The organism is Haliscomenobacter sp. (assembly GCF_041740695.1).
Classification (GTDB): domain Bacteria; phylum Bacteroidota; class Bacteroidia; order Chitinophagales; family Saprospiraceae; genus Haliscomenobacter.
Map to the genome: position 1 here is coordinate 154,188 of NZ_JBGSLK010000108.1, position 24,383 is coordinate 178,570.

Annotated in this window: 20 protein-coding genes; 11 read left to right on the forward strand and 9 right to left on the reverse strand. The window is 47.4% G+C overall.

What is annotated here, in order from left to right; translation table 11 throughout:
• Positions 1–50 precede the first annotated feature (50 nt).
• Entirely contained in the window at positions 51–1,523 is a 1,473-nt protein-coding gene (locus tag ACEW9O_RS21730; protein ID WP_373552307.1) for a M48 family metalloprotease, read from the reverse strand.
• 184 nt (positions 1,524–1,707) lie between these two features.
• Positions 1,708–4,146: a bifunctional YncE family protein/alkaline phosphatase family protein gene (locus ACEW9O_RS21735; protein ID WP_373552308.1), complete on the reverse strand. Its 2,439-nt coding sequence runs from the start codon at positions 4,144–4,146 to the stop codon at positions 1,708–1,710.
• 182 nt (positions 4,147–4,328) lie between these two features.
• On the opposite strand from ACEW9O_RS21735, the gene ACEW9O_RS21740 reads away from it, so the two are divergent.
• Positions 4,329–5,606, forward strand: coding sequence for a hypothetical protein (locus ACEW9O_RS21740; protein ID WP_373552309.1), 1,278 nt, complete (start codon positions 4,329–4,331; stop codon positions 5,604–5,606).
• A gap of 69 nt (positions 5,607–5,675) precedes the next feature.
• Positions 5,676–6,770, forward strand: coding sequence for a M50 family metallopeptidase (locus ACEW9O_RS21745; protein WP_373552310.1), 1,095 nt, complete (start codon positions 5,676–5,678; stop codon positions 6,768–6,770).
• 89 nt (positions 6,771–6,859) lie between these two features.
• On the opposite strand, the gene ACEW9O_RS21750 is transcribed toward ACEW9O_RS21745, so the two are convergent.
• Positions 6,860–7,846 carry a pyruvate dehydrogenase complex E1 component subunit beta gene (locus ACEW9O_RS21750; RefSeq protein ID WP_373552311.1) on the reverse strand — a complete coding sequence of 329 codons (987 nt, stop codon included), beginning with the start codon at positions 7,844–7,846 and terminating at the stop codon, positions 6,860–6,862.
• A 300-nt stretch (positions 7,847–8,146) separates the two neighbouring features.
• Here ACEW9O_RS21750 and ACEW9O_RS21755 point away from each other — a divergent pair, with 300 nt between their 5' ends.
• Both ACEW9O_RS21755 and mnmD read left to right on the forward strand, forming a co-directional pair.
• Entirely contained in the window at positions 8,147–8,305 is a 159-nt protein-coding gene (locus tag ACEW9O_RS21755) for a hypothetical protein (RefSeq protein ID WP_373552312.1), read from the forward strand.
• 24 nt (positions 8,306–8,329) lie between these two features.
• Positions 8,330–9,028 carry a tRNA (5-methylaminomethyl-2-thiouridine)(34)-methyltransferase MnmD gene (gene mnmD, locus ACEW9O_RS21760; protein WP_373552313.1) on the forward strand — a complete coding sequence of 233 codons (699 nt, stop codon included), beginning with the start codon at positions 8,330–8,332 and terminating at the stop codon, positions 9,026–9,028.
• A gap of 33 nt (positions 9,029–9,061) precedes the next feature.
• Here the strand turns inward: mnmD and ACEW9O_RS21765 are convergent, their stop codons facing one another.
• Complete coding sequence (locus ACEW9O_RS21765) at positions 9,062–9,703, reverse strand: hypothetical protein (RefSeq protein ID WP_320028131.1); 642 nt, start codon at positions 9,701–9,703, stop codon at positions 9,062–9,064.
• 293 nt (positions 9,704–9,996) lie between these two features.
• Between ACEW9O_RS21765 and ribD the strand changes: the two genes are divergently transcribed.
• On the forward strand, positions 9,997–11,052 hold the full coding sequence (ribD, locus tag ACEW9O_RS21770) for a bifunctional diaminohydroxyphosphoribosylaminopyrimidine deaminase/5-amino-6-(5-phosphoribosylamino)uracil reductase RibD (protein WP_373552314.1): 1,056 nt from the start codon (positions 9,997–9,999) through the stop codon (positions 11,050–11,052).
• A 131-nt stretch (positions 11,053–11,183) separates the two neighbouring features.
• Positions 11,184–11,816 carry a thioredoxin family protein gene (locus ACEW9O_RS21775; RefSeq protein ID WP_373552315.1) on the forward strand — a complete coding sequence of 211 codons (633 nt, stop codon included), beginning with the start codon at positions 11,184–11,186 and terminating at the stop codon, positions 11,814–11,816.
• 97 nt (positions 11,817–11,913) lie between these two features.
• Here ACEW9O_RS21775 and ACEW9O_RS21780 read toward each other — a convergent pair whose 3' ends face one another.
• Entirely contained in the window at positions 11,914–12,756 is an 843-nt protein-coding gene (locus ACEW9O_RS21780; RefSeq protein ID WP_373552316.1) for a glycoside hydrolase family 73 protein, read from the reverse strand.
• 174 nt (positions 12,757–12,930) lie between these two features.
• Here ACEW9O_RS21780 and ACEW9O_RS21785 point away from each other — a divergent pair, with 174 nt between their 5' ends.
• The gene (locus ACEW9O_RS21785; protein ID WP_373552317.1) at positions 12,931–13,785 is read left to right on the forward strand and encodes a hypothetical protein; all 855 of its coding nucleotides are present in this window, start codon (positions 12,931–12,933) and stop codon (positions 13,783–13,785) included.
• Positions 13,786–13,826: 41 nt separating this feature from the next.
• Entirely contained in the window at positions 13,827–14,813 is a 987-nt protein-coding gene (pfkA, locus tag ACEW9O_RS21790; RefSeq protein ID WP_373552318.1) for a 6-phosphofructokinase, read from the forward strand.
• Between the two features lie 82 nt (positions 14,814–14,895).
• On the opposite strand, the gene ACEW9O_RS21795 is transcribed toward pfkA, so the two are convergent.
• Positions 14,896–15,756 (reverse strand): hypothetical protein, encoded by an 861-nt coding sequence (locus tag ACEW9O_RS21795; protein WP_373552319.1) that lies wholly within the window; start codon positions 15,754–15,756, stop codon positions 14,896–14,898.
• 218 nt (positions 15,757–15,974) lie between these two features.
• On the opposite strand from ACEW9O_RS21795, the gene ACEW9O_RS21800 reads away from it, so the two are divergent.
• Both ACEW9O_RS21800 and ACEW9O_RS21805 read left to right on the forward strand, forming a co-directional pair.
• Positions 15,975–16,616: a hypothetical protein gene (locus tag ACEW9O_RS21800; protein ID WP_373552320.1), complete on the forward strand. Its 642-nt coding sequence runs from the start codon at positions 15,975–15,977 to the stop codon at positions 16,614–16,616.
• On the forward strand, positions 16,613–17,659 hold the full coding sequence (locus tag ACEW9O_RS21805; RefSeq protein ID WP_373552321.1) for a sensor histidine kinase: 1,047 nt from the start codon (positions 16,613–16,615) through the stop codon (positions 17,657–17,659). Before ACEW9O_RS21800 ends, ACEW9O_RS21805 begins: the two co-directional genes overlap by 4 nt.
• 39 nt (positions 17,660–17,698) lie before the next feature.
• On the opposite strand, the gene ACEW9O_RS21810 is transcribed toward ACEW9O_RS21805, so the two are convergent.
• The 3 genes from ACEW9O_RS21810 to ACEW9O_RS21820 all read right to left on the reverse strand — a co-directional run bounded on the left by ACEW9O_RS21810 (position 17,699) and on the right by ACEW9O_RS21820 (position 21,667).
• Positions 17,699–19,399: a hypothetical protein gene (locus ACEW9O_RS21810; protein WP_373552322.1), complete on the reverse strand. Its 1,701-nt coding sequence runs from the start codon at positions 19,397–19,399 to the stop codon at positions 17,699–17,701.
• Between the two features lie 65 nt (positions 19,400–19,464).
• A complete protein-coding gene (locus ACEW9O_RS21815) occupies positions 19,465–20,037 on the reverse strand; it encodes an RNA polymerase sigma factor (RefSeq protein WP_373552323.1) in 573 nt (190 codons plus the stop codon).
• A 256-nt stretch (positions 20,038–20,293) separates the two neighbouring features.
• Entirely contained in the window at positions 20,294–21,667 is a 1,374-nt protein-coding gene (locus ACEW9O_RS21820) for a DUF4403 family protein (protein ID WP_373552324.1), read from the reverse strand.
• A gap of 277 nt (positions 21,668–21,944) precedes the next feature.
• Here ACEW9O_RS21820 and ACEW9O_RS21825 point away from each other — a divergent pair, with 277 nt between their 5' ends.
• Positions 21,945–24,326 carry a carboxypeptidase regulatory-like domain-containing protein gene (locus ACEW9O_RS21825; RefSeq protein ID WP_373552325.1) on the forward strand — a complete coding sequence of 794 codons (2,382 nt, stop codon included), beginning with the start codon at positions 21,945–21,947 and terminating at the stop codon, positions 24,324–24,326.
• Positions 24,327–24,383 lie beyond the last annotated feature (57 nt).

Below are 24,383 nucleotides of genomic sequence, written 5' to 3' on the forward strand. Positions count from 1 at the left end.
TCAAAATTCAGAACAACTTATGTTTAGGCTCTAAAGACAGTATTTTTTGATTACTTACTCCCTTGCTCCACTACCTTAATCAACATCCCTGCTGTAACCTGATCTTTCTGTTTCATGCCATTCAAAATTGCATGCTCTTCCAGGCGTTTGTCGGTAACCCCGAAACTCTTCAGTGCATCTGCCAACGTAGCCGTACGGCTCACAGATTTGATGCTTACCCGCTCAGGATAGACATTGATCCTAGCTGGATCGGTCAGTTCTCGGAAGTTTTTGAAGGTGTTTTGGAAGGTCAGGGCATAGGTATTGTAATCCGCCGCTGTGGCCATGCCGTAGAAGCGGTAGATGTTGTTGTCGTACTGAATGCAATAAATGTTGATGCGCAAGGTTTGGGTGCCTTGTTGGGTTTGGGTTGTCTGTTCGGCAACCATCGCAATGGCTGGGAAACCGTTGACTGTCAAATTCTGCGAATCAATCAGTTTCAACGAATCCTGGCTGATGGTTTTGCTAGCCGCTTCACGCAAGGATTTTTCAGGTGCCAAATTGAAAATAATGGCTGCTTTGCCATCCTTGGGGGCCATCACGACCTGCTGGGGTGTGTTTTGCAATTGCCAATCTGCAGGGATTGGGAACTGAAACTTGAGCACCGGATGGTAAAAGACGTTATTGAGGACATACCCTTGTTTGGGGTCTGGGCCATACACAAGCCCGTCGATCATGCGCAAATACTTATCGCGATTCACGGCCAAATTGAAGTTGTTGGTTTTTTTCTGTTCGGCCTCGGCCAACTCCCCTACCCTTTTGAAACGATCCAAGGGATTGGGATGCGTAGACAAAAAGTTGGGCACCCGGCCCTCGGGACCACCGCTCAAACGGTCGATGGTGCTGAAAAAGCCAGCCATTTCTTTGGCATCGTAGCCGATTTTAGTGGAGTATTGTACCCCCAGTTCGTCGGATTGGCTTTCGTGATCCCGGCTATTTTTGAGCAACAACATTTGCATGCCTTGGGACAATGGCTCGGCAAACTGGGCAGCACCGGGTACCGCAATCAGTACCCCGATCAAACCAAGGCTGCTCAAAATCTGGCTTCTTTGCTGCAAAGCGCCATGCCGGCCAGTTACGTGGCCAATTTCGTGGCCCAAAACTCCGGCAAATTCAGCTTCATTGTTAAAATGGGCCATGATGCCCCGGGTAAAATAGACATACCCACCTGGTAATGCAAAGGCATTGACGACATCCGAATCAACCACCTTGAAATAGAATGGCAAAACGGGGCGGTGGGAAATTTTCGCCATTTCTTGGCCTTTTTGATTGATGAAAGCCTGTAGTTTGGGGTCATCATAAGAACCAAACTCGGCGAGCACTTGTGGGTTGGAGGCTTTGCCCAGGGCAATTTCTTCCTGTTCGGACATGACGAGCAGTTGTTTTTTGCCAGAAACTGGATTGATAACCGCGCAGGAATTTAGGGAGAGCATTGAAGCCACCGCAAACAGTGGCAACACGCGTAGGAACAATATCTTCCGCATTTTTTTTGATTTTTTGGGTAAAACAATACAAAACTTAGACGAAAAATCTTCAGCAAGTTTACAGAAAACGCACTAAATTTTTTCAATAGTACAAACAAATTGTTAATATTTGTATAACAAGGCAGCGCATCAAATGGTTGTTCCATTTAATGCGCTGCCTTGTCTGGAGCCAGAATGCTACCTATTACTTCTCTTCTTCCTCCTCTTCTTCACCCTGGATCGGAATGACAAAAGCACTTCTGCGTGGCGCAGGTACTTTGGAATTTCTACCCCGCACTGCTTTCCAAATCACCTCGTTAAAGGCCAGATCGGGCGCTCGATCTTCTTTTTCCAAATCGAACGAGTACGAGAGTTTTGACCAATAATCGTCGATGGTATTGCGCATCGTCAAGCTGATTTGGTTGCTTTTGGCCTCGTAAGTACTAAAGTCAGGTTTTTTGGTAAAACAAGCATACATCGGCTTGGCCGCGGCATCGTATTGGCTCATCGGGCTCAAACCCAGGATCAATTCCATGGTACGTAGTACGCTGGAGGTGGAATACATACTGCTTTCCACGTGTTTGCGCTTGGTGTATGGGCTAATGACCAAGCAGGGTGAGCGGTGCGCATCAACGTGATCGGGGCCATTCTGAGCGTCGTCTTCCAATACAAAAACGACCGATTCTTTCCAGATTTTACTTTTGGACAGGTGTTCTACAAAACGGCCAACGGCTAAATCATTGTCAGCCACCATGGCAGCTGGGGAAGGCACCCCTACCCTAGCGCCCGCCGTGTGGTCGTTGCCAAAACGCACGAAGTTCATGCGTGGCACCTGATTGATGGCCGATAAGGAGTCAAAATCGGCTTTCCAACGCTCAAAACGCAAAATATCCTGGATTGCAAGGTTGTAACCAGCGAATTTCGTGCACAAATGTCCCTTAAGGTTAGGCATATAGGTATGCCCATAATCGGCCCAAATGCCATAGCTGCGGTAACTCAGTCCGGCTGCTTTACATTTGTCCCACAAAAATCCCCCCTTTGACCAGGCAATTTCTTTGGAGCCTTCGTATTCGTAAGCCCCACCTCGTCCTCCATAATTGGTCGGCCAGGTTTTTTCTACATAGTCATTGGCATAGGCCGAGGTCGACCAGTTGTGGCCATCAGCACTTACTTCAGCGTCCACATAAAAATTGTCGAGTAAGACAAATTCGCGGGCGAGTTTATGCATGTTGGGTGAAACCGAATCGGGGAAAAGACAGAGGGAAGGATCTCCATTGCCCTCTTTCATGTCGCCAAAGACCTGATCGTAAGTACGGTTCTCCTTGATGATGTAAAACACGTATTTAATGGGCGAAGGATCACCAACTTTACGCGGAATGGGGTTGCCTGTTTCCCCTTCGGTCTGCATTTCTTTGTTTTTCCGATAGGGGGTATTGCCATACACCAATTTGGTGAACGCGGGCAATTCTTCCAATGTAGGGATGGGAATAAAAGACAAAGTCCCTTTGAACAATCCCGCGATGTATTCGGTGTCTTTGGTTCTGGCTTTGTAAGGGTTGGGGCCCTTGGGATTGGCTTTTGAGGTCAGACCTTTTCCATTGGTCACCAACAATTGATCACCCACAAAACGTACGGAAGTGGGATACCAACCCGTAGGCACAAAGCCCAGAGACTTGGTTTTACGCGCTTCACTCACGTCAAACAAGGCCAAACAATTGTTGTCGGCATTGGCTACAGCCAGCATTTTTCCGTCTTCGGACAAGGCAATTGAATTGGTTGTTGAGCCGATGGGGGCATCGGGGTACAGGGCAGCCACAATGGTTTCAACCACTTGCCCAGATTGCAGGTCGATGACGGAAACCGCATTGTCGTCGGCACAAGCAACGTATAAATGGCGGGAATCTTTGCTAAAAACCATTTCATTGGGGTGTGAACCCACGGGGATTTCGGCTTCAATTTTTGCAGTTTCAGGATTGTACACCGCAATGGTGGCTCCGCCCCAAATCGAGAGGTATAGTTTTTTACCATCGGGCGCCAAGATACAAGTATATGCCGCCGCTTTGAGCTTGATCTTTTTTTCTATCTGTTTGTTCTGTACCATAAAGGTGTACAAAGAACTGTCACCTTTGGTTACACAATACAAACGATCTTCATTACTAGACAGGGTCATACCCGCTGGAGAGGCTGTTCCCCTAGGCCAACGGTTGCCCAAAACCATACTGTCGCGCAGTTTCAGGTGATCGTTGTCAATGTTGTAGATGCGGATTTGGTTGTCGTAACCACCGGAAGCGTATAGTGTTTTGGCATCTTTACTCAAAGCCAGGCCATACCAGGCTTTGGGAATGTCCAATTCGTGGAGGACTTTGCGCGTTTTGGTATCAATCCACATCAAACTGTGTTTGGATTGCCCGTTGTTGCTGACGATGGCGCGACTTTTGTCACTTGAAAGCATCATATTCAGTGGCAAATCCCCTAATTCAAGTTGTTCTCCAATTGGGGTAAGTGACCAGCCATTGGGTAGAAGCAACTTTTGGACCTGCCCATAACGCCCCAGCAATAGGGAGCTTTGACCAGATTTGTTGCAAGAATGGAGGCCAAGTAGGCTAAGCAAAAAGAGGGAGAGCAGTAGTGCATTAATTTTCATGACGGAGCGAATTGATTAAAGTTCTATAAAAATCTTAACAATTCCGGATAGTTTCACTATTCTTGAGTTAAGAGTTTGTGAAACATCCTTTATTTTACGTCACTTTTTGCCAAAAACGAGTTATACCTTTAAAGTGTCATCAAATTGTAAAGGATGACGATTAAGCTCCAAAAATATTGGTTATGAAAACTGAAATTAAAGAATTGGTTGCTGAGGGGAAGGTCGATGAAGCATTGGACCAGCTGGTCGCTTTTTTGGAAAGCCAAATTGATCAATATTCTCCGCTCTACCGTGCTGCACAGGTTGCCCAAAGTGAATTCAACCAAATCAAGGAAAAGGAACTTCAGGGCTTGCTGACCGAAGATCAAATCCGCTTGGCCAACAATAAAGCCATCAATAAAGTACTCGAAATCCTAGAACAAATTGATCGGGGTATCTCTTCCATCCCTCGACCCAATCGCCAGGTTTGGTGGTGGTATGCGGCTGGTGGGGCAGTGTTGACGCTGGTTGCAGTGTTTGTTGTGCGAGGGTTAGCACCAAAAACAGATCCAATTCATCCTAATCCAATTCCAGGTGATACGACTCAGGTAGTGGACATTCCGGCCTTTACTTGCCCTGCATTTGATAAAAAAGCCGATTATCCGATTGCGGTTTTTCAATTCACCACCCTCAATCCAAAGGATTCTATCACTGATCAATTATTGGTGGAGCAAATTGACGGCATTTTTGCCCGCAATCAGTATAAGGGAGATGCGGCTTTGGTATTCAAAATTAAAGGCTCGGTAGACTTGTCGGTGGCCAAAGCCATGATTGAAAAATGCCGAGCCAGAATGGTCATTTGGGGTCGGGTGTTTGACAACAGTGAAATTGAACTCAATTTTTATGAGCCCCAATTCAACCAGAATCAACAAGAAGAACTGGACAGTATGTTGCAGTTTAGAGACCAGGGCAATTTCCAGGCCAGTATCAAACAGGCTGCCCTAATCATTGCCTCCCGAGTATTGGTGGGCAACGATGCTCCTGGGGCGGTAGCGGTAGCCGATGAAGCTTATCAAGAAACCATAAAAGCAAATAGCATTTCTGCCAAAACCACCAAAAAAGCCAATGCAGAATCGATGGCCACCATGACATTGGCCAATGCACACGCCAAGACAAAGGATTTCCGGAAGTCGATCAAACTTTACGATCGAATTTTGGACACAAAGCCGCACGATACCGTCGCCTTGAGAAATCGGTCCATTGCCCAGATCAAAGCAAACGACATCAACGGTGCGGTAAAAAGCATCGACTCCATGAGGCATTATCAAAAACTAGAGGATCCGCTGTTTTTGGACAAGGCTGGAGATGAGTTGAAGGAAAGAGGATTTACTAAAAAAGGCATTGAGTTTAAGAAGGATGCCAAAGATGCTCAACTCCTAATCGATCAGCGCCTCATAAAGAAAATACCCCAAGAACAGTAATGCATGGGGATGGTTTTGTAACTTGAGGTCGCTTTTGGGCGGAAATCACATTACAAAACCTCACTCGCCATGAAATGGTCGCTTAAAATAGCCAGAATTGCTGGCATTGACGTGTTTTTGCATTGGACTTTTATTGTGTTGCTCCTCGGTGTTTTTGTAGCCGGAATCCGCACCATCAACCGTTCCGAAGACAGCTTGAATGGGTTCATCTTCATCGTACTGCTTTTTTTATTCGTGCTCCTGCACGAATTTGGCCATGCCTTGATGGGCAAACGATTTGGCGTCAAAACCAATCACATTACCCTCCTTCCGATTGGTGGAGTTGCGGCCATGGAGCACATTCCTGAAAAGCCCTGGCAAGAAATGCTGATTGCCTTGGCGGGGCCTGCAGTCAATTTTGTATTGGCCATCGTTTTTTTGATCTTGTTGGCCGCCACAGGCCACGTGCCCGCAATCTCTGATTGGTGGAGCCCGGTCAGCAACGACAACATGATCTATTCTTTGTTTACCACCAACGTCATGTTGTTTTCCTTCAACCTGATTCCAGCGTTTCCAATGGATGGCGGACGGGTATTGCGGGCCTTACTGGCCATGAAATATGGGCGTTACAAAGCCACGAATATTGCTGTGCGGATTGGGCAATTGTTGGCAATTGGCCTGGTTTTATTTGGTTTGAGTGGCAATATCTGGTTGGTATTTATTGGCGTGTTCATTTACCTGGGGGCAGGAGCTGAAGGCAACTACGAATCGACCCGCTCCGCTTTGTCCAAATACAAGGTGCAAGACGCCATCATGCACCAATTCACCCCCTTGCAAAGTACCGATACCATTGGTACCGCGGTTCGCCTCTTATTGGATGGGCAGGAAAAGGAATTCATTGTACTGGAAAATGAACAGGTGGTGGGCACCCTGACCCGCAATGAAATGATCCAAGGGCTAGGGCATTTCGGCAAGGAAGCCAACCTAAGTGAAGTGATGAATCACACCATTTTACGCCTGGAACCCCAAATGCCGCTAGATGATGTATACGACCAAATGACCGATGAAAACGTGGAAATTGCCCCGATTTTTGAAGGTGGGAAGTTGATTGGTGTATTGAATCGGGATAATATTATGGAGATACTGGTGATTGATAATTCTCAGCCGCACCTGCGGTTTATTTAAAAAGTTAATGCTGAAGTGCTTCACCTCCACCCGGCACTTCGGCTTCGCTCAGTGACCGAATGGGGGTGAAGCACCTCAGCATTAACTTTTTAGCCTTTCACATACATCACTTCCTTCACCGCTTTCACTACCCGACTTGGGTTGGGCAGAAAAGCATCTACCAAGGTAGGCGCATAAGGCAAGGAAGTATCTGCTGAACTCACCCGTACTACTGGGGCGTCCAGGTAATCGAAAGCCAACCTTTGTACGGCATACGCTACTTCTGAAGACACGCTGGCAAATGGCCAGGCTTCGTCTACAATCACGCAGCGGTTGGTTTTTTTCACTGAATTGATCAAGGTTTCTATATCTAGCGGGCGGATCGTACGCAAGTCGATCACCTCCGCAGAAATGCCTTCTTTGGCCAGTTCCGTAGCTGCATCCAAGGCAACTAGGGTCATTTTGTTGTAGGAAATAAGGGTTACATCCGTTCCCTCCCGGCGAATGGCCGCTTTGCCAATCGGAACCAGGTACTCTCCTTCTGGCACAATCCCTTTGTGTCCATACAGGATTTCCGACTCCATCATACATACCGGATTGTTGTCACGGATAGCCGATTTGAGCAAACCTTTGGCATCAGCTGGATCAATGCAGGAAATGACCTTCAAACCAGGTACATTCGCCATCCAGCTTTCAAAAGTTTGGGAGTGTTGTTGGGCCAACTGACCAGCAGCGCCCGAGGGACCCCGGAAAACGATCGGGCAGTTGAATTGACCAGCCGACTGCGAAAGGGTTTTGGCGGCATTGTTGACGATTTGGTCAAACGCCAGGATGGCAAAGTTCCAGGTCATAAACTCGATCACTGGACGCAAACCATTCATGGCCGCACCTACACCAATACCGGTGAAGCCCAGCTCGGCGATCGGAGTATCAATGACCCGTCTTGCACCAAATTCATCCAACATACCTTTGCTCACTTTATATGCACCATCGTATTGGGCTACTTCTTCTCCCATCAGGAAAACGGTTTCGTCCCGGCGCATCTCTTCTATCAATGCTTCTCTGAGTGCATCACGAAGCGCAAGTTCTCTACTCATATGCAGTTTTTGTCAATTTTATAGCTTGTGCCCATTGCAATGTTGAATTAGGCGCAGCAAAAATAGAAAAAATCTCTACTTTTGTAGCGAAAAGCAAAGGGGCGATAAAAAAATAAGTGCTCATTTTGCCAAAGGAATAGATAAGTAAGCGATTCATTTAAAGTGCCTTATCTATTCCTTTGGCTCAATAAAAATGAGCACTTATTTTTGCCACACTACAAGTCGCTAAAATAAAACCAAATGCCTTTGCGTTTGTTTGGACAAATTGTACATTCATTTTTTTGCTAATAGACCGAACATATGAAAATCCAAATCAAAAAATCTCAGAACATCTTGTTGGCTTGTGCAGTGCTCGCGCTCACATTTTCATGCAATCGGGGCTATGGTTGCCCATCCAATTTTTCATTTAGTGACCTGGTTACTGAAGCCATCAAAACCGCTGTTGCGCTGTTTTTTTAATCTATCTCTGTAGCTACTACACCAATGAGCGATGACGCAGCTAATGATGAAATCTTCGTAACACAAGATGGTTCGCACTCCATTACTGCCTCTCGCTTTGGGGTAACTTACCATTCCAAGTACGGTGCCATCACCGAATCCCGACATGTTTTTATCCAGGCTGGCTTGTACCCGTTGCTGTTGAATACACCAGCAAAACTATCAATTCTGGAAATGGGATTTGGCACAGGCCTTAATGCCTTGCTTACTTTCCATGAAATGGCCAATCGCCCGGTGGAAGTGTATTACGAAGCCATTGAAGGTTCTCCTATTTCAATACCTGCTGCCCAAAGCCTGAATTATCCTCAACTGATCGACGAAAATGACGCTGAGTTAAAAGCAGTGTTTGAACAGATGCACAGCATGCCTTGGGGGGAAGAAGTGACTCTTACCACTTATTTCAAGTTATTGAAAAATTTGGGGAATTTGGAAGATCTGGATTTTTCTCCTCGTTTTGATCTGATTTATTACGACGCCTTTGCGCCCAGTGCACAACCCGAATTGTGGACGGCACCGATCATGCAAAAAATGTACGATGCTTTGAGGCCCGGTGGAGTTTTGGTGACCTATTGTGCCAAAGGAGAATTTAAACGAACGCTCAAAGCAGTAGGATTTACAGTTGAGCGAATGCCTGGGCCTCCCGGTAAACGCGAAATGACCAAGGCCATAAAAGAACGCGCCTGAAGTGATGTCTATTCATTCAGGCGCGTTTTTCAGTTAGGGAACGTAATTTTTTGGTTTGCGCCCCCTCTTGGACTTTACCCCGGTATTCGGTACTTCAATGACTTGAGAAAGGTCGATAGGGGTCTCCTCTTCTCCTTTTCTCGATGATTTAATGGCATTGAGTTTACCGTCATCACCGTATAGTTTTCGTGACATCTTATTGTAAGCCAGAGCTGCTTCTTCAGCCGAGGCAAACATACCAATGTGTACTGATTTTCGATTGACGGAAATGACTGCCCGGTAGCGATTATTCTCTTTATACACCCCGGTATAGCCAACTTTGCTGCTGGTTTTCCGTTTTCGGCTCGCTACGGAACGGGATCGATAAATGAGGTTCTCCATTCGGCAATCCAATTTGTTGCCGTTTTTGGCACCTACCAAGTTCTTATCACCACCTTTGGTATCTACCAGAAACTTTTCTGCAATAATTTTGTGCAGATAAATGGTTTCGGTTTTGTACCCTCCATCCGCTTTTTTCCAGGTTTTTTGGAAAACTGCGCAGCCGCTGGAGTGACGCCGTAGGTTGTTAATGAAATCTACCTTAACAAGATACGGATCGGTGGTAAGAAACTCGTAGATTTTGTCGTCCAGAAGGACCGACTCTTCTGCGTTTTTCAATTTAACTTTGTAAAGCACGCTCTCAAAATTTTAGTTATTCAAAATAAGGCATAGAATGGTAAGCCTGTTTGTTTCAAGGGGTTGCACACCTTGACACTGAAAGTTGTATGTTCTAGGTTTAAGGAAGTTAGCAAGTTTTTTCGACAAAAAAAAGGGCTGTTCGATCCAAGAGCTGGTTCTCTTTGTTCAATGGGCTGGTATTTACAGCTCTAAAGATAAACAAAATCAAAAAATGGATAACATTTATTCAACAATATTTACGTAAAGGCAAGATTTTTCTTTGTCGTAATGCAGCAAAAGCACAAAAAAATATGGGAAAAGAGCAAATTTTCTTTATTAAAAGGTGTTTCGATTTGGCGCGCCTAGGGGCAGGGTCGGTTTCTCCAAACCCAATGGTGGGGGCAGTTTTGGTGTTCCGTGGTAGAATTATAGGCGAAGGTTACCACCAGCGTTATGGGGGCGCGCATGCTGAGGTCAATGCAGTGGCATCGGTAGCAGAAAAAAATCGTGTGTTCATTGCCCAGGCCACGCTCTATGTTTCCCTTGAACCTTGTTGCATTTACGGCAAAACTCCGCCCTGTACCAATTTAATCATTCAGGAGAAAATTCCAAAAGTGGTTGTCTCTTGTTTGGACCTTACTCCGGATGTCCGTGGGCGAGGGGTCGAAATACTCCGGGCACACAGCGTTGAAGTGATTACGGGAATACTGGAAGAAGAAGGAAAAGTGTTGGCTGCTACCCGCAACGTTGCAGTGAGCCAGCAAAGGCCCTACATTATTCTAAAAATGGCCCTTACCCGCAATGGGTATTTTGCTCCGTTGGACCGCAGCCAGTTTTGGATTACCCAGGCACCGAGTAAACGTTTGGTGCACCGATGGCGGAGTGAAGCCGACGCTATATTAATAGGTACCACTACTGCACTAATGGATGACCCACAACTAGACAATCGACATTATTTCGGCAAATCCCCCCTGCGGATTGTTTTGGATCGAAGCTTGAGCTTGCCACCGCACCTGAACATTTTTTTAGACGGGAAAAAGACCTTGATCGTTTCGGAGCAAATACCCAAAGCACGGGCATTGGGACAGGTTCAGTACCTGCAATTGCTCTTTGATGCCAATTTTTGGGAAAAACTAATGCACATTTTATGGACGGAATACAAATTGGGGGTGGTTTTGATTGAAGGGGGTGCAAAAATTTTTGAAAGCATCCTTGCTGCTCAGTTATGGGATGAAGCCAGAGTTTTGGAAGGACAAAATACTTTGGAAGAAGGTATCTCAGCTCCTGTAATCCCTGGCATTCCCATAAAAAAAATGGCCTTGGGCTTGGACGAATTGAAAGTTTATCGGAATATTCACAGAAGTTAAACTTATTTTAAGGTTCACAATTTAGAGCATAAATCCGGTGACCAAAGTGTTTTACTTTTGTCTTTAGTTTACAGTAGATGGATGGCTCGCCAACATTTACTAATTTTACAGAGAAAACAAACATTGTTGAAATGAGCAGATTGGGAGTGTGTTTCGCTATGGTACTGATGATTGGCTTAACTATTACGGCAGCAAGGGCGCAGGAACAATTGCTACTAAAAAAAGGGACTACACCAAAAACAGGTGTTACCGCAAAAGGTATAACCCCGCGTACCCCCACCCGTAGCCAAGCAGTAACCCTCAATTGGGTAAGTTGGGAAGAAGCCGTTGAGCTGAATAAAAAGGAGAAGAAAAAGATCCTCCTGGATGTTTTTACCTATTGGTGTGGCTGGTGCAAAAAAATGGACGCTGAAACGTTCAGCAACTCCTACCTTGCCAAATACCTCAACGATAACTACTATCTGGTCAAATTGGATGCAGAATCCAAGGAACCACTGGAATACAAAGGAAAAGAGTTTCGCTATGTGCGCAGCTCTAAAGGTGGTCACCACGAATTGGCTGAAGAATTGTTACGTGGCCATTTGAGTTTTCCTTCGCTGGTATTTTTGGATGAGAACATGGAGATGATTCAACCCATTCCAGGTTACCGGGATGCCGAAGAACTCTTGATGATTTCCTCCTATTTTGGTACGGGGAAATACAAGGAAGTCCCCTGGTCGATCTTTCAAAAAGACTTCAAAGTGCCGGAAGGATTTAAAAGATAAATTTAATGTGCTGATGGGTTAATGTGCTAATGTGCTAGAAAGATACGCTTCTCTTTCATCAGCAATCAGCACATTAACCCATCAGCATATTAGCACATTACTTATCGTATTGATCGAGATTCAGATTGCGAATGAGTCGAATCAGTTTTTGTCCGTAAGTCTTATCTGTAGCATAACCAGCCCGTTTCAAACCGTAAGCCCAACTCTTATAATCCTTGCCGTACTTTTGTAAGTGCTCGTAACGGGGGCTAGTCAACAAAATAGAGTGCTCCTCATAACTTTCCCACGCAGAATCGAATACCCGGAACATATCGTATACATCGTCGTCAGTGTAGTTGCGGCAAGTACAACCTTTACATTTGCGCCGGCATTTGATGCCAAAATGGTTGTTGGATTCCAGGGCCAGTTTGCTTTCTCCGGCGTTCGACTCCAACAAACCTTGAGCTAAGGTAATGCTGGCTGGGATGCCGTAGTTGTTCATTGCCCGAATGGCTGCGGGAGCATACCGATCTATATAAACTTGCATAGCTTGGCCTTTTTCGGATAAGTCCCCTCTCCCACCCTTTTTGGCATTGAGTGCGGGTGTCAAGTTGGATACACTAAAAGTAGGTTCTTCTGTTGTTGTAGCCTTGCTGCTTGTCTTTGGCAGGTTTCTTTTGACCAACTGGCTGATGTTGATGGCTGGTACGAATACTGCTTGCTGGCTACTCAAGTTATTTCCCAAACTGGTGCGGGTAGCCAGAGGTGCCAGAGCCATTTTTTTTTCATCGGCGCCATCCATATTGATTTGCAAGCTGAGGTCCCTTTGAAACAAAAGATGGCCCGCAAGGTAAAGCAAGATGGCGTTGAACCAATTGCGGTTCACCCACGCAAACAGTTGATTTTCTTGTAGAAATGCTGAATTTCCTAAATGACTTGGACGGGTATTGTGCTGCTTCATGGCAATTAACATTTTTTGTGTCAACAAAATTAAAACAATTTTTTTCCCGTGCAAACTATTTATAAAACTTTTTGTGGCTTAAAAAATATTCTCTCAGTTTTACTTAGTGTAGCTTTTACACTACTTTTACAAAATATACATTCAACAAACAGCCTTTAAACCGCTCTGAAACCTATGATCATTGTAGCCGACAGTGGATCGACCAAGACCGATTGGATGCTTTTAACCGATGAGGGAGCACTTTTGCTGCACACCATGGGTTTCAATCCCCTTTACCACAGCGAGGATTTGATTTACGAAAAAAGCAAGGAAGAATTGGACAAGCACCAGGTGGACTTGTCGACCGTTTCTGCCATGTATTATTATGGTACCGCAGTGTGGGACCATGCCAAGGCAGAGAAAATTGCTCGTGCCCTTCGTCGTTTGTTCCCCAATGCCCTCGTAGAGGTGGAACACGACTTATTGGCGGCGGCTCGATCCACTTGTGGACGTGATCCTGGCATCGCTTGCATCATCGGGACGGGCTCAAATACCTGCTTGTTTGACGGCAAAGATGTGACGGACAATGTGACCAACCTCGGCTATTTTGTGGGGGACGAAGGCAGCGGTGCCCATTTGGGCAAAGCATTAATCAGGGCTTATTTTTACCGCGAATTACCGCCCGATCTTGAAAAAGCATTGGAAGCTCAAGTTCCGGGCGGGAAGGACGAAATTTTGGACAACATCTACAGTAAGCCGCAACCAAATGTATATCTCGCTTCTTTCACCAAATTTTTGGGCGAGTTCCGAAACCACTTTTTTATCCAAAAACTCATTTACCAATCCTTTGCGGAATTCATTGATCGCAATGTGCGCAAATACCCCGGGCACCTCAATCTACCGATTCATTTCATTGGTTCGGTAGCCTACTACTTTCAGGATATTGTAAAAATTATTCTGGAAGAACGCGGAATGAAGCCGGGAGTGTTTATCTTGAAGCCCATTGACACTCTAGTGCAATTCCATCGCGCTCACGAACTGAGCCGCTAACGCACAGGACAAACGGATAACCCAACAAGTAGTTACAAGTGATGAAAACAGACATTAAACGCATTGCCGTTTTCACTTCGGGAGGAGATGCTCCGGGGATGAACGCGGCTATTCGTGCAGTGGTTCGTACCGCCTCCTTCCACGACTTACATGTTTATGGTATTTCTCGTGGTTATGAAGGCATGATTGACGGCGATTTTAAACGCTTGGAACGCAAGGACGTGGCCAACATTATTCACCGGGGAGGAACCATTCTCAAAACGGCGCGGAGCAAACGTTTTATGACTCCAGAAGGCCGCAAAGCTGCTTACGAATCGCTGCGGGCATTTGATATTGATGCTTGCATTGCTATTGGTGGCAACGGTACTTTTACTGGGGCCAACATATTTGCGCAGGAGCACAACATTCCATTCATTGGTTTGCCAGGCACCATCGACAATGATTTGTACGGAACCGACTACACCATTGGTTTTGATACCGCAGTAAACACCGCCATTGAGGCTGTTGATAAAATTCGCGATACTGCCGACTCCCACGACCGGGTCTTTTTTGTAGAGGTAATGGGCCGTCATGCGGGTTACATTGCCCTCCACACTGGCATTGGTAGTGGTGCAGAAAGTGTGGTAACACCCGAAATCAGCGTGAGCATCGAAGACGTGGTCGGTGTTCTTCAACGCAGCGCCAAACGCAAAAAACTCTTTAGCTTGATCATTGTTGCGGAAGGCAGTACCCTGGGGAGCGCCAATGAGATCGCCGGAAAGGTCAACGAAAGGCTGCCTGGTGTATTTGACATCCGGGTAGCGGTGATCGGCCACTTGCAACGTGGGGGAGCACCCAGCCACCTCGACCGCATGTTGGCCAGCCGCATGGGCCATGCCGCCGTGGAAGGGCTGGTACAAGGCAAAGCGGATGTGATGGCAGGTATTGTCAACGATGAAATTGTTTATACACCCTTGCACGATGCCATTTTTACCGCAAGAACCATTAACAATCAATTGATTAAAATGGCAGGTATTTTGGCCATGTAGGGTTAGTTGAAAAGAAGTTTCACTTAACGCGACGGTCACTGAGCGAAGCCGAAGTGACCGTCGCATTAAGTGAAACTTCTTTTCAACGCTCCTTCTTCCATAAGAACCAAGGCACCAAAAAATGTGGAAAACGAATGAGCAACTCATACACCCACATTTGCAACCAGTTTTCGAAAAAATCGAAACTGAAATAGCTCCACACTCGTGCCAGCGAAGTCAACAATCCCCAAGCAACCAGATAGGAAAAAATCGCCGTTTTAAACCTTTTGGGCCAGAGCACTCCCAGCGCTGCCAATACATCCAATACACCAATCAAAAACAAAAATTGCCGCGCCGGGTCTTCACCGATGCTCAGCGAGCGCATGGTCATTTCCAAAAAATTGCCAGGTATCGGGTAATAACCCAAAGCGTACAGACCATGCCCAATAAAAGTAGCCGAAATGGCAGCTCTGGCCCCATATCGAATCCAGTATTCGGGAATGGAACCTTTGCTGCACACTGCCAACAACAATGGAGTAGTCCACTGCAGACTGTACTCAAGCAATTGCCCGATCTGCCAGCCGTATTCTTTCCAAACGACCAAGGCCAGCACTAACAATGCCCCACTAGCGGTAGTTAAGATGCTGCGGGCCAAACGAGGAAACCATTTAATACTTAAGGCCGCCCCAGCACTAAGCAAATAAAACCAGCCTATCCCTTGCGAAAAAAGCCGGATGCGTTCATCGTAAAGGGGGTTGCCCACGTATTCCGACCAGCTCAACCCAAAGACCACCGAGACCAGGTCTTTCATCCAATATTCATCCCACAAAAACTCGCGGTACGGAGCATCCCAAAACAGGTGCTGCCAGGCTCGTCCCAGCAGTAGGCCGAAGGCCGCCGTCTGTAACAAGCGGAAGGAGCTGAAATGTTTAGGGTTGAACAATTGAAAGGATGGGTAGCGCAAGATTTGTTTTTTTGAGCCACAAAGCTAAATAAAGTTGGGGAGTTGAGCAATCGGCGCTTCGACTACGCTCTGCGACCGGTCGCAGAGCGTAGCCGAAGCGAACTTTCCTTTCACCTACTTTCCCCCGCCATTGACCGACTATTCCAATTCCGGAATTTTTTTCCCTGTAACCTTGTACCAGAAATCAGCCGCCTGTGCGGATAAAAACCAACAACACCATGAAAAAGATTCTATTTGTAGCCCTATTTTTGGTCTTTATGCAATCGTGCATTACCTCTTTGCACCCACTGTACACCGATTCTACCCTGATTGCCAAAAAGGAATTGCTAGCGCTTTGGAAAGACAAAGAAGGCATGTATTGGCGCTTCATGAAAGAGGACGATTCCAAATTGTATCGCCTGCGTTGCCGCTCAAAAAACATGACTGCCGTATACGCAGCCGGATTGGTGAAATTTGGCGACAATTACTTTTTAGATGTGCAAATGGAGGATGGACCGATTAGTGACGAGGAAGTTGCGCGTCTCAAGAAGGCCGAAGGCAATCCCGATCCAAAAGTCACCAAGGGTGGTTCGGATCAAAACGATGTTGGCTTTTTGGCTTACAACATTCCCGGTCATAATTTTTACAAACTTGCTTTTAAGGGCGACAACATTTATGTTTACCCCTTTAATGATGATTATCTGGAAGACTTGTTCAAACAACGCAAGGTTCGCATCAAGCATGAGAAGGTAGAGTCTTCATTGACCGTTTTAACTGCCTCAACGCAGGAGTTGCAGGATTTTTTCAAAAAATACGGCGACGATCCCAAATTGTTCAAGGACGACGAACCTAAAGTACTCCGTAAACTGGTTAAAAAATGAAAAAATCAATCCTGGCCATTGTCCAAAATCAGTTCTTACAGCACCTGTTGTTTTGGGCAGTGGCCGGGTTTGTCATTTATCGCTTGACGGCATACAACAACATTCCAACCCGCACCGATTTTTATTATACCTTTTTGTTCTTATGCCCCGCTTCCTGGGTGGTCTATTGGAACATTTTTTTGATCGATCGCCTGCTCCCCAAAGCCCAATATTGGAAATTTCTCCTGTTTACACTCCTGGTTTTGTGCAGCGGAGTCGCGGGGTATTTTTTAATCATGGAATACCTGGTTGACTACATTTTCCCGGGTTATTACTTCATTTCTTATTATCAGCCACTGCAAATTTTGCTCTTCCTCAGTGTTTTTTGGTTGCTAAGCACACTTTTAAATCTTTCCAGTGGCTGGTTCCGCGAACAGGAGCAAAAACAAAAAATTCAGCAACTCGAAAAGCAAAAAACCCAGGCCGAACTCGATGCCCTCAAAGCCCAACTCGATCCTCATTTTTTGTTCAACAACCTGAATAGCCTCTACAGCCTCGCCTTGGAAGAGAACCCAAAAACCCCGGAGGCCATCCTTAAATTATCCGAAAATTTGCGCTATGTGTTGTACGAAGGAGTAGGCGCAGAAGTGAGTTTGCAAAAAGAGATCCAACACTTGAGCAACTACTTCCAGTTGCAACAATGGCGGTTTGGGGAGGAAATGGAGATTACTCTGCAACTTGACTTGCCCGATACAAGGCTGACCATTGCTCCATTGCTTTTATTGCCTTTGTTGGAAAACAGCTTTAAACACGTGGGCCGCAACCGCAGCGGCCGCTACGCGGTGCAGGGAAAAATCAAATTACAGGAAGGGAAATTAATGGTATCGCTACAAAATACCATTGCCGTAGCTTATGAAAAAACTGATCAACCAATTGCAAGTGGGATTGGCTTGGTCAACTTGCAAAAACGTTTGGAGTTGTTGTATCCGGATAAGTATTATTTCAATACGATCAGTACGGGAGATGAATTTGTAGCCAAATTGGAATTGCATTTGAAGACTTGATCGGCCATAAGCATAGCCGATCAAGTACTCCAAAATTTGCTAATTCGGGTTTAGAACCCTCCGTATATCCGCTTCGTTGCGGATTGCACGATCAATGGTTTGGACTTTGAGTTTTACCCCTTTTTTAGGGTTGGACTGGGCCCATTCGGCTTTGGTTTTCACCAACGCGATTTTGCCATCCGGAGTCATCATCCACAAGAGGTACCCTTTTTTCTGGTCAAAATAAACCGTACTACCCCGGCCCGTGTGCAATTGATAAATGGATTGACCATTTTCATCACTCAAATAGGCCGTTTGATTGGGATAACGGGTACCGTTTTGGTCTTCAATCATGCGAATGCGGAAACTGCTTTTGGCCAGCGGCGCCGGGCGATCACAGTTCCAAATGCCAAAAGTATTGATGTCGAAAATGTGGCGCACTTTGCGCGTTTGGGTTGAGGCCGATGTGCCTTTATCATTTGCTTCCTGGTTATAGCGACTTTCCAGGGCGGTAATTTTATCAGTGGTTCTTTTTTCCCATTCCGCCAATTTGGCTTCATAGACCTGTACCGCTTCGTCGTAGCTATTCTGAGCTCGTTCAAAATCTTTGCCCGTGATCACGGGTTGTACCAAAAGCCGGAGCTCATTGGCTTCTCCGATCAGGGTCAATTCGTATTCCACTTCGCTCATGCGTTTCAGTCGAGCCGACTTCCACTCCAGGTTCAAGGCATTTTCGTTGAAGGGTGAACTATTGGGGCGCACTTGCCAAATTGCTCCTTTTTGCAGGCTGGCAATAGCTTCTTCTGAGCCAGGTTCTAGCGGGAGGCTGCCATCTTTCAAATCCAATTCAAAAGAAACAGCTTTTCCATCAGGTTTTACAGGTTTCATGGGGGCTTCCGGTTTCGGATCGGCCACGAGGACTGCCGCCTTTTCAGCGTTTAGTCGATCCGCAGGGCTTAATCCTTCCAGATGTTCTGCATTGGCTTCGGCTTCAAAAACCATGGCGCTTTTGCCATAAAAGACCCAATTGCGGGCTACAGTATCCAAATGGTATACTTTAAAAGAGGGCCAGGAGCCATCGGCTTGCACTGCGACATTGGAGAACAATTCGATGCGAATGGTTTTACCGGGTGCCATCCCTACGGGTTGGCCATTGTGCAAGGCCATGATCTCGATCATGCCCGCTGATTGCAAGTAATGACGAGTACCCGCCGAATCGTAAGTCATCGGTACACCAGCCACGAAAAAGTCGACAGCGTCGTGCATTTCCCGATAATAGATGTCTACGTCGCCAGACTCGATCAGTTGCCCCCGATCCGTTTGGAAAGCGGTACGAGGGATCACCAAGCGGGTTCCTGCATCCAGGTCCAGGGTGGCTCCTTCGGCGGCGTTGACTTTGATGGGACGGCCTTCTGGTTCAACACTTGCCAAGGGAGGGTTGACATAAGCTTGTTGAGCAAAATACGCATCGGCAACCGCAAGGGATTGTTCAGGCGTAGGCAAGTCACCGAGGGAACGAACGATAAGTAGCAAAGCCACGGCTGCTGCCGCTGCCAATCCTGCTCCCATCACGACCCAGCGCCGCATCCGGCTACCGATCTGCCCTTCGCGGGGCGAGGTAAACATCCGAATCACAGCACCCTCCTGCGGTGTTTCGGCGTTCCGGTGGGCCTCAAGCAGGGCATCGAAGTCCATGAACTTCTGGATGTCCTCCTGGCTAGGCTCCGGAGCATTGCGTTTTATGTTGTAATTGTTCCCCATAGTAACACGGTTTTGGATCGCAGTTACTCAGCAGATTGACTTTGAACACAGGTTGTGCGTCAAGTTCATCCTCCTGATAATCTACGTTTAAGACGTTCCAAAATTCGATGTACTTTAACCTTCGCATTGTTCTCAGTCATGCCGAGGATATCGGCAATTTCCTTGAACGATCTTTGCTCAAAAAAGCGCATTTCAATCAGTTGCATGTCGTCTCCCTTCAGGTTTTCCAGTGCCCCCAACATTTTGCGGCGCAACAACTCCATTTCTTCGGGATCGGTACCAATGTCGTCAATCAAATCATGCAAATGCAAATCGTTGACGCTGACCACCCGATTGTTTTGTTGTTGCCGAAAATGCTGGCTGACCTCGTTGACGGCAATGCGAAAAAGCCAAGCCGAAAACGGGACCCCCTGAAAGGTGTAGGTGTTAATCTTTTGGAGCGCTTTGAGAAAAACTTGCGAGCAAAGGTCGCCGGAGAGTTCCATATCGGACGTGCGCCGATGAATCAGTCGAAATACAGACTCATAGTAACGTTCATACAACGGACGGAACAGTGCCGGGTTGCCCTGGGCTGCGCGGATTTCCTCCCACTCTTGGTGCAATGCAGACTCCGAAACAGTCTTAGCAGACCGATCCATCCATTCATTTTTTGCAAGGGTACGACTTATTTGCAAATTTGCGAACATCTGGACTTGTTTTCAGAGTAATTATTTTCCTATATAATACAGAAGGGGGAAAAGGTTACACTTTTTTTAGTGAAAAGTGAAAAGTGAAAAGTGAAAAGCAATTCGCCAGTTGTTTTTCAACTGTTTCCCATGTTTTTTGCACCTAAAATTTGGAAGGATTGAAATGCCTTCCTAATTTTTTCACTTTTCACTTTTCACTTTTCACTTTTCACTTATTCTTCTGGTCCACCGTCACCTTCATGTCCCCCGCAATATCCAAGCCAATGTTGAAGCCAGTGGAACTGAGGCGGAGTTGGCCAATTTCGAGGCGGTGTACATTGCCAGCGATGCGCAGGCCGGAGCCAATGCGGTAGTTGTTGAGTTCAGCTTGGAGCATGTTTTTCATTTCCTCCAGGTTGTATTTGAGCAGGAAATTCATGTTGTCCTGGATGCGGTTTTTGACCGTGGTGCGCAGCAGCCAGGCACCGCCTTTCATGAGTACATTACGGGTTTCGAGGGTGAAATCCAGGTCTTTGATCTTGATTTTGTTGCTGTTTTGATCCAGCTCGGGCGTGCCCGTGAGGTAAATATTGCCGTTGTAGCTGCCCGTGAGGCGGGTACTGACCACGACCTTGTTGTCTTTACTGCCGTAAAATTTGAGGTCTTGTACCGTGACTTTACGTTTGCCGGAGGAGTAGGTTTCGCCCAACACTTGTTCTTTAGCGATGCGCTCGGCTTCTTCCCAGGCCACGTTGGTGTTGAGGTACATTTCAATGCCAGGGGCCAGGGCGGTGTACATGGTCAGGGGTGGCAATTTTTCCGCCTCCTTGTCTTCGGGGCGTGGGCCGACGCTCACCAGAGGTCTGGCTTCGATGACGATGGTGGTGCTCAAGGCGTTGTTGACAATCCCCACGGGTGTCATGCCGATGCTGGTGGGGTTGACCTGCAGCCAGGCGCTGTATTCCGGCGACACGAGCAGGGGTTGGTAGAACATGTCCCAGGTGTCCTGAATCACCCGGCTGAGGCCCAGGTAATCCTTGACCACATCGTCGATTTCGCGGCCAATCGATTTGCGGGTTTTGTTCAGCACCAGGTCCACCAATGAACCAATGGGTACATTGATGCTGCCCATTTGTAGCGTGGGCCGTTTGAGCCAGCGGTAGCCGGAGATTTCCGTTTTGGTAACAATCGACCAATCGGGTTGGATGTTGTACTCCGTTTTGAGGTCGAGGGAAATGTCGCCCAGGGCATTCAACATCCCCAACAAGCCTGCATTGTACTGGATGTCCAGAGCCAGAGGCAGCGAGAAGGAAATCGATTTGTTGTCAGCTTTGAAGCCAATATTGCCAAGTTTGGTGGCTTTGAGTTTCATGTTGTCACCATCGTCAAAGCTGTTGTCGTTGAAGAGTACCCCTTGTAGTTCTTCGTTGAGGGTGCGCTCCAGATCGGCAATTTTTAACTCGATGGGAATGTGCAAAACCGAGCGCTTTTCATCCGGCTCAGATGCATACAGTTCCATAGGTGGTTCTATTTTGCGTTGGGTTTGACAGGCCAGTGTTGCGGCCAAAAGAATGAGCAGTCCAAGTCGTTCAAGGGATTTCATAGGTATCACTTTTGCTGTTAGTAACGAAAAAGGGGTAGGGAGGTTACGTTTGGGGTGTAATTTTGGTAAAAATAGTTGAAATGGTGTAAATTTCTAAGCTGGGGTGAATCTATGGTGTCTGTGGTTTCTTAGGTGGTGAAATTATGTCCTGCTTCGCAGGTTTTTTCTTTTTCACCACCTAAGAAACCACAGACACTAAAGATTCACCTTAGGAAAGTATGGTCATTTAGTAAAAAATATTCATATTGTGTTGAGCAATCTAAACGCTGACAACACCATGAAACACCTGTTATACCTGTACCTTTTCCTGAACGCTTGCATTGGTTTTACCCAAAATCCCACCCAAACCATCCGCGGCATCGTGCGCGACAAAACCAGCAAACAACTCCTCATTGGGGCCAGTGTGGAAGTGCTGAGTGCCGATGCAGCGGTCGCTGAGCGTAGCCGAAGCGCCATTACTGACAGCGACGGTGCATTTGTCCTCGAAAAAGTCCCAGTAGGCCGCGTCAACCTCCGCATACAATACCTCGGCTACGAACCCCTCACCCTGGAAGACATCATCCTGCAATCCACCAAAGAAAGTTACCTAGAATTTGAACTCAATGAAGGCCAAATCGCCATCGACGAGGTGGTGGTCAATGCCTCCAAAAACGCTTTTGAAGCCGTCAACGCCTCCTCCACGGTGAGCACCCGCTCCTTTACCGCCGAAGAAACCGAACGGATACCCGCCGGCGCCAACGATCCCGGGCGGGTCGCCCTCTCCTACCCTGGCGTGCAACGCGGCGAAAACGACACCGAGAACCAAATCGTGGTGCGCGGCAACTCCCCGGCGGGCATTCTTTGGCGATTGGAGGGCATCGACATCCCGAATCCCAACCACTTTGCGGTGATTGGTTCTTCGGGCGGGGGGATTACGGTATTTTCAGCGCAATTGCTGGCGCGTTCCGATTTTTCCACAGGTGGTTTTGCGGCGGAGTACGGCAATGCCTTTTCTGGGGTGTTTGACATCCATTTTCGGCAGGGCAACTTTTATAAGTCCTCTAATCGTTTTCGTTTGAGTTTGTTGGGCATCGATTTGTCCAAGGAAGGCCCGATCCAAAAAGGGCGTTCCTCCTATCTGGTCAATTACCGCTACTCTACCTTGGGTTTGTTGAGCAGCATGGGGATTTACCTGGTGGGTGAAAGGGTGACCAACAATTTTCAGGACCTGTCTTTCAACCTGGTTTTTAAGTCCAAAAACAGCAAAAGTGTCCATACCTTTTTTGGCATCGGTGGCCTGAGCGAAGAGCATTACATCCCCGTCGAAAACCCGGCCGAACGGGTAGTTGGCCTATCCAACCATTGGGAAGACCGCGTGCGCCCCGCCAATATGGGCACCTTGGGCTGGACCTGGACCTATTTGCCCGACGACAAGTCATTCTTCAAAACCGTCGTGGCCCTCGTGGGCAGCAGGATCGAGCGTCAGAACGATACCCTCAACCGCGAAAATGAGCGCTACCGCTACGACACCCAAAAATACCTGGATACCCGGTTGGTGAGCTCCCTCACCTACAACCGCAAGCTGAATGCCCGCACCGTGTACAAAACCGGGCTCATCTTCAACCAGATCTGGTTCGACTTTTTTAAATCGACCCGCGCCCGCACCAATACCTCCAACATCAACCAAACCGAATTCAATACATCCGTGCAGGGCAGCGGCAATACCCAACAATTCCAACACTACGGCCAGCTCCAGTACAAAATCTCCGACAAACTGGCCCTGAACGGCGGCTACCACTTCCTGCACCTTTTTGCCAACAACACCAGCTCCCTGGAGCCCCGGGTTGCCCTGGAGTACAAACCGAACAGCAACCAGCGCCTCAGCCTCTCGCAAGGCTGGTACTCCCGCGCCCTGCCCCTGATGGCCTACTTCTTCAGCGACACCCTCGGCAACTACCTCAACAAAGACCTTAAATTGCTCAAAGCCCAACATACCATTCTGGCTTACCACCTCTACAACCAGCAAAAAATGCGCATCATCCTGGAGGCTTATTGGCAACGCCTGTACAACGTGCCCATCCGCCCCCAACGCGATGCGACCTACTGGATGCTCAACGAAAGTGACGCCTTCCCCCACCAGGACGTGGTGAGCCAGGGCAAAGGCACGAACATCGGCATTGACGCGGCGGTGGAAAAACTCTTCTCCAATTCTTACTACTTCCTGCTCAATGGCTCACTGATGAAGGGCACTTTCCAAACCCTGGACGGGCGCAAGTACAACACCCGCTTCAATACAGTCTTTTCAACGAGCCTGAGCCTGGGCAAGGAATTCCCGGTCGGCAAGGGCAATATCCTGCAAATTGGGGGCCGCTTTTTACTAAATGGTGGTTTTCGTTACACCCCACATGACCCGGCAAAGTCGGCGGCCAGTGGGCGCTATGTAGCCTTGGCAGGTGCTGATTTTGCCGAGCAGGTACCGAGCTACCAACGCCTGGATGCCCGCATCGCCTACCGCTTCAACAAGCAGAAACTGGCCGGGAATGTGAGTTTGGATGTGCAAAATGGACTGAACCGGATCAATCCAAGCCGAGTGGGGTACGATGGGGTACGGAATGCGACGTATGTGGTGTACGATGGTAGTGGGGTGGTGCCGGTGCTGGGGGTGCAATTGGATTTTTAGCAGGCGCTAACACTTATTCATTGCCTCACATCCATGATTCTTCCATGACGCGATATT

Coding starts and splice junctions, on each gene's coding strand:
- ribD (WP_373552314.1), top strand. CDS start 9,997: ATGGGAAAAGAGCAAATTTTCTTTATTAAAAGGTGTTTCGATTTGGCG.
- pfkA (WP_373552318.1), top strand. CDS start 13,827: ATGAAAACAGACATTAAACGCATTGCCGTTTTCACTTCGGGAGGAGAT.
- ACEW9O_RS21810 (WP_373552322.1), bottom strand. CDS start 19,399: ATGGGGAACAATTACAACATAAAACGCAATGCTCCGGAGCCTAGCCAG.
- ACEW9O_RS21730 (WP_373552307.1), bottom strand. CDS start 1,523: ATGCGGAAGATATTGTTCCTACGCGTGTTGCCACTGTTTGCGGTGGCT.
- ACEW9O_RS21820 (WP_373552324.1), bottom strand. CDS start 21,667: ATGAAATCCCTTGAACGACTTGGACTGCTCATTCTTTTGGCCGCAACA.
- ACEW9O_RS21750 (WP_373552311.1), bottom strand. CDS start 7,846: ATGAGTAGAGAACTTGCGCTTCGTGATGCACTCAGAGAAGCATTGATA.
- ACEW9O_RS21815 (WP_373552323.1), bottom strand. CDS start 20,037: ATGGATCGGTCTGCTAAGACTGTTTCGGAGTCTGCATTGCACCAAGAG.
- ACEW9O_RS21780 (WP_373552316.1), bottom strand. CDS start 12,756: ATGAAGCAGCACAATACCCGTCCAAGTCATTTAGGAAATTCAGCATTT.
- ACEW9O_RS21745 (WP_373552310.1), top strand. CDS start 5,676: ATGAAATGGTCGCTTAAAATAGCCAGAATTGCTGGCATTGACGTGTTT.
- ACEW9O_RS21740 (WP_373552309.1), top strand. CDS start 4,329: ATGAAAACTGAAATTAAAGAATTGGTTGCTGAGGGGAAGGTCGATGAA.
- ACEW9O_RS21800 (WP_373552320.1), top strand. CDS start 15,975: ATGAAAAAGATTCTATTTGTAGCCCTATTTTTGGTCTTTATGCAATCG.
- ACEW9O_RS21805 (WP_373552321.1), top strand. CDS start 16,613: ATGAAAAAATCAATCCTGGCCATTGTCCAAAATCAGTTCTTACAGCAC.
- ACEW9O_RS21785 (WP_373552317.1), top strand. CDS start 12,931: ATGATCATTGTAGCCGACAGTGGATCGACCAAGACCGATTGGATGCTT.
- ACEW9O_RS21825 (WP_373552325.1), top strand. CDS start 21,945: ATGAAACACCTGTTATACCTGTACCTTTTCCTGAACGCTTGCATTGGT.
- mnmD (WP_373552313.1), top strand. CDS start 8,330: ATGAGCGATGACGCAGCTAATGATGAAATCTTCGTAACACAAGATGGT.
- ACEW9O_RS21755 (WP_373552312.1), top strand. CDS start 8,147: ATGAAAATCCAAATCAAAAAATCTCAGAACATCTTGTTGGCTTGTGCA.
- ACEW9O_RS21775 (WP_373552315.1), top strand. CDS start 11,184: ATGAGCAGATTGGGAGTGTGTTTCGCTATGGTACTGATGATTGGCTTA.
- ACEW9O_RS21735 (WP_373552308.1), bottom strand. CDS start 4,146: ATGAAAATTAATGCACTACTGCTCTCCCTCTTTTTGCTTAGCCTACTT.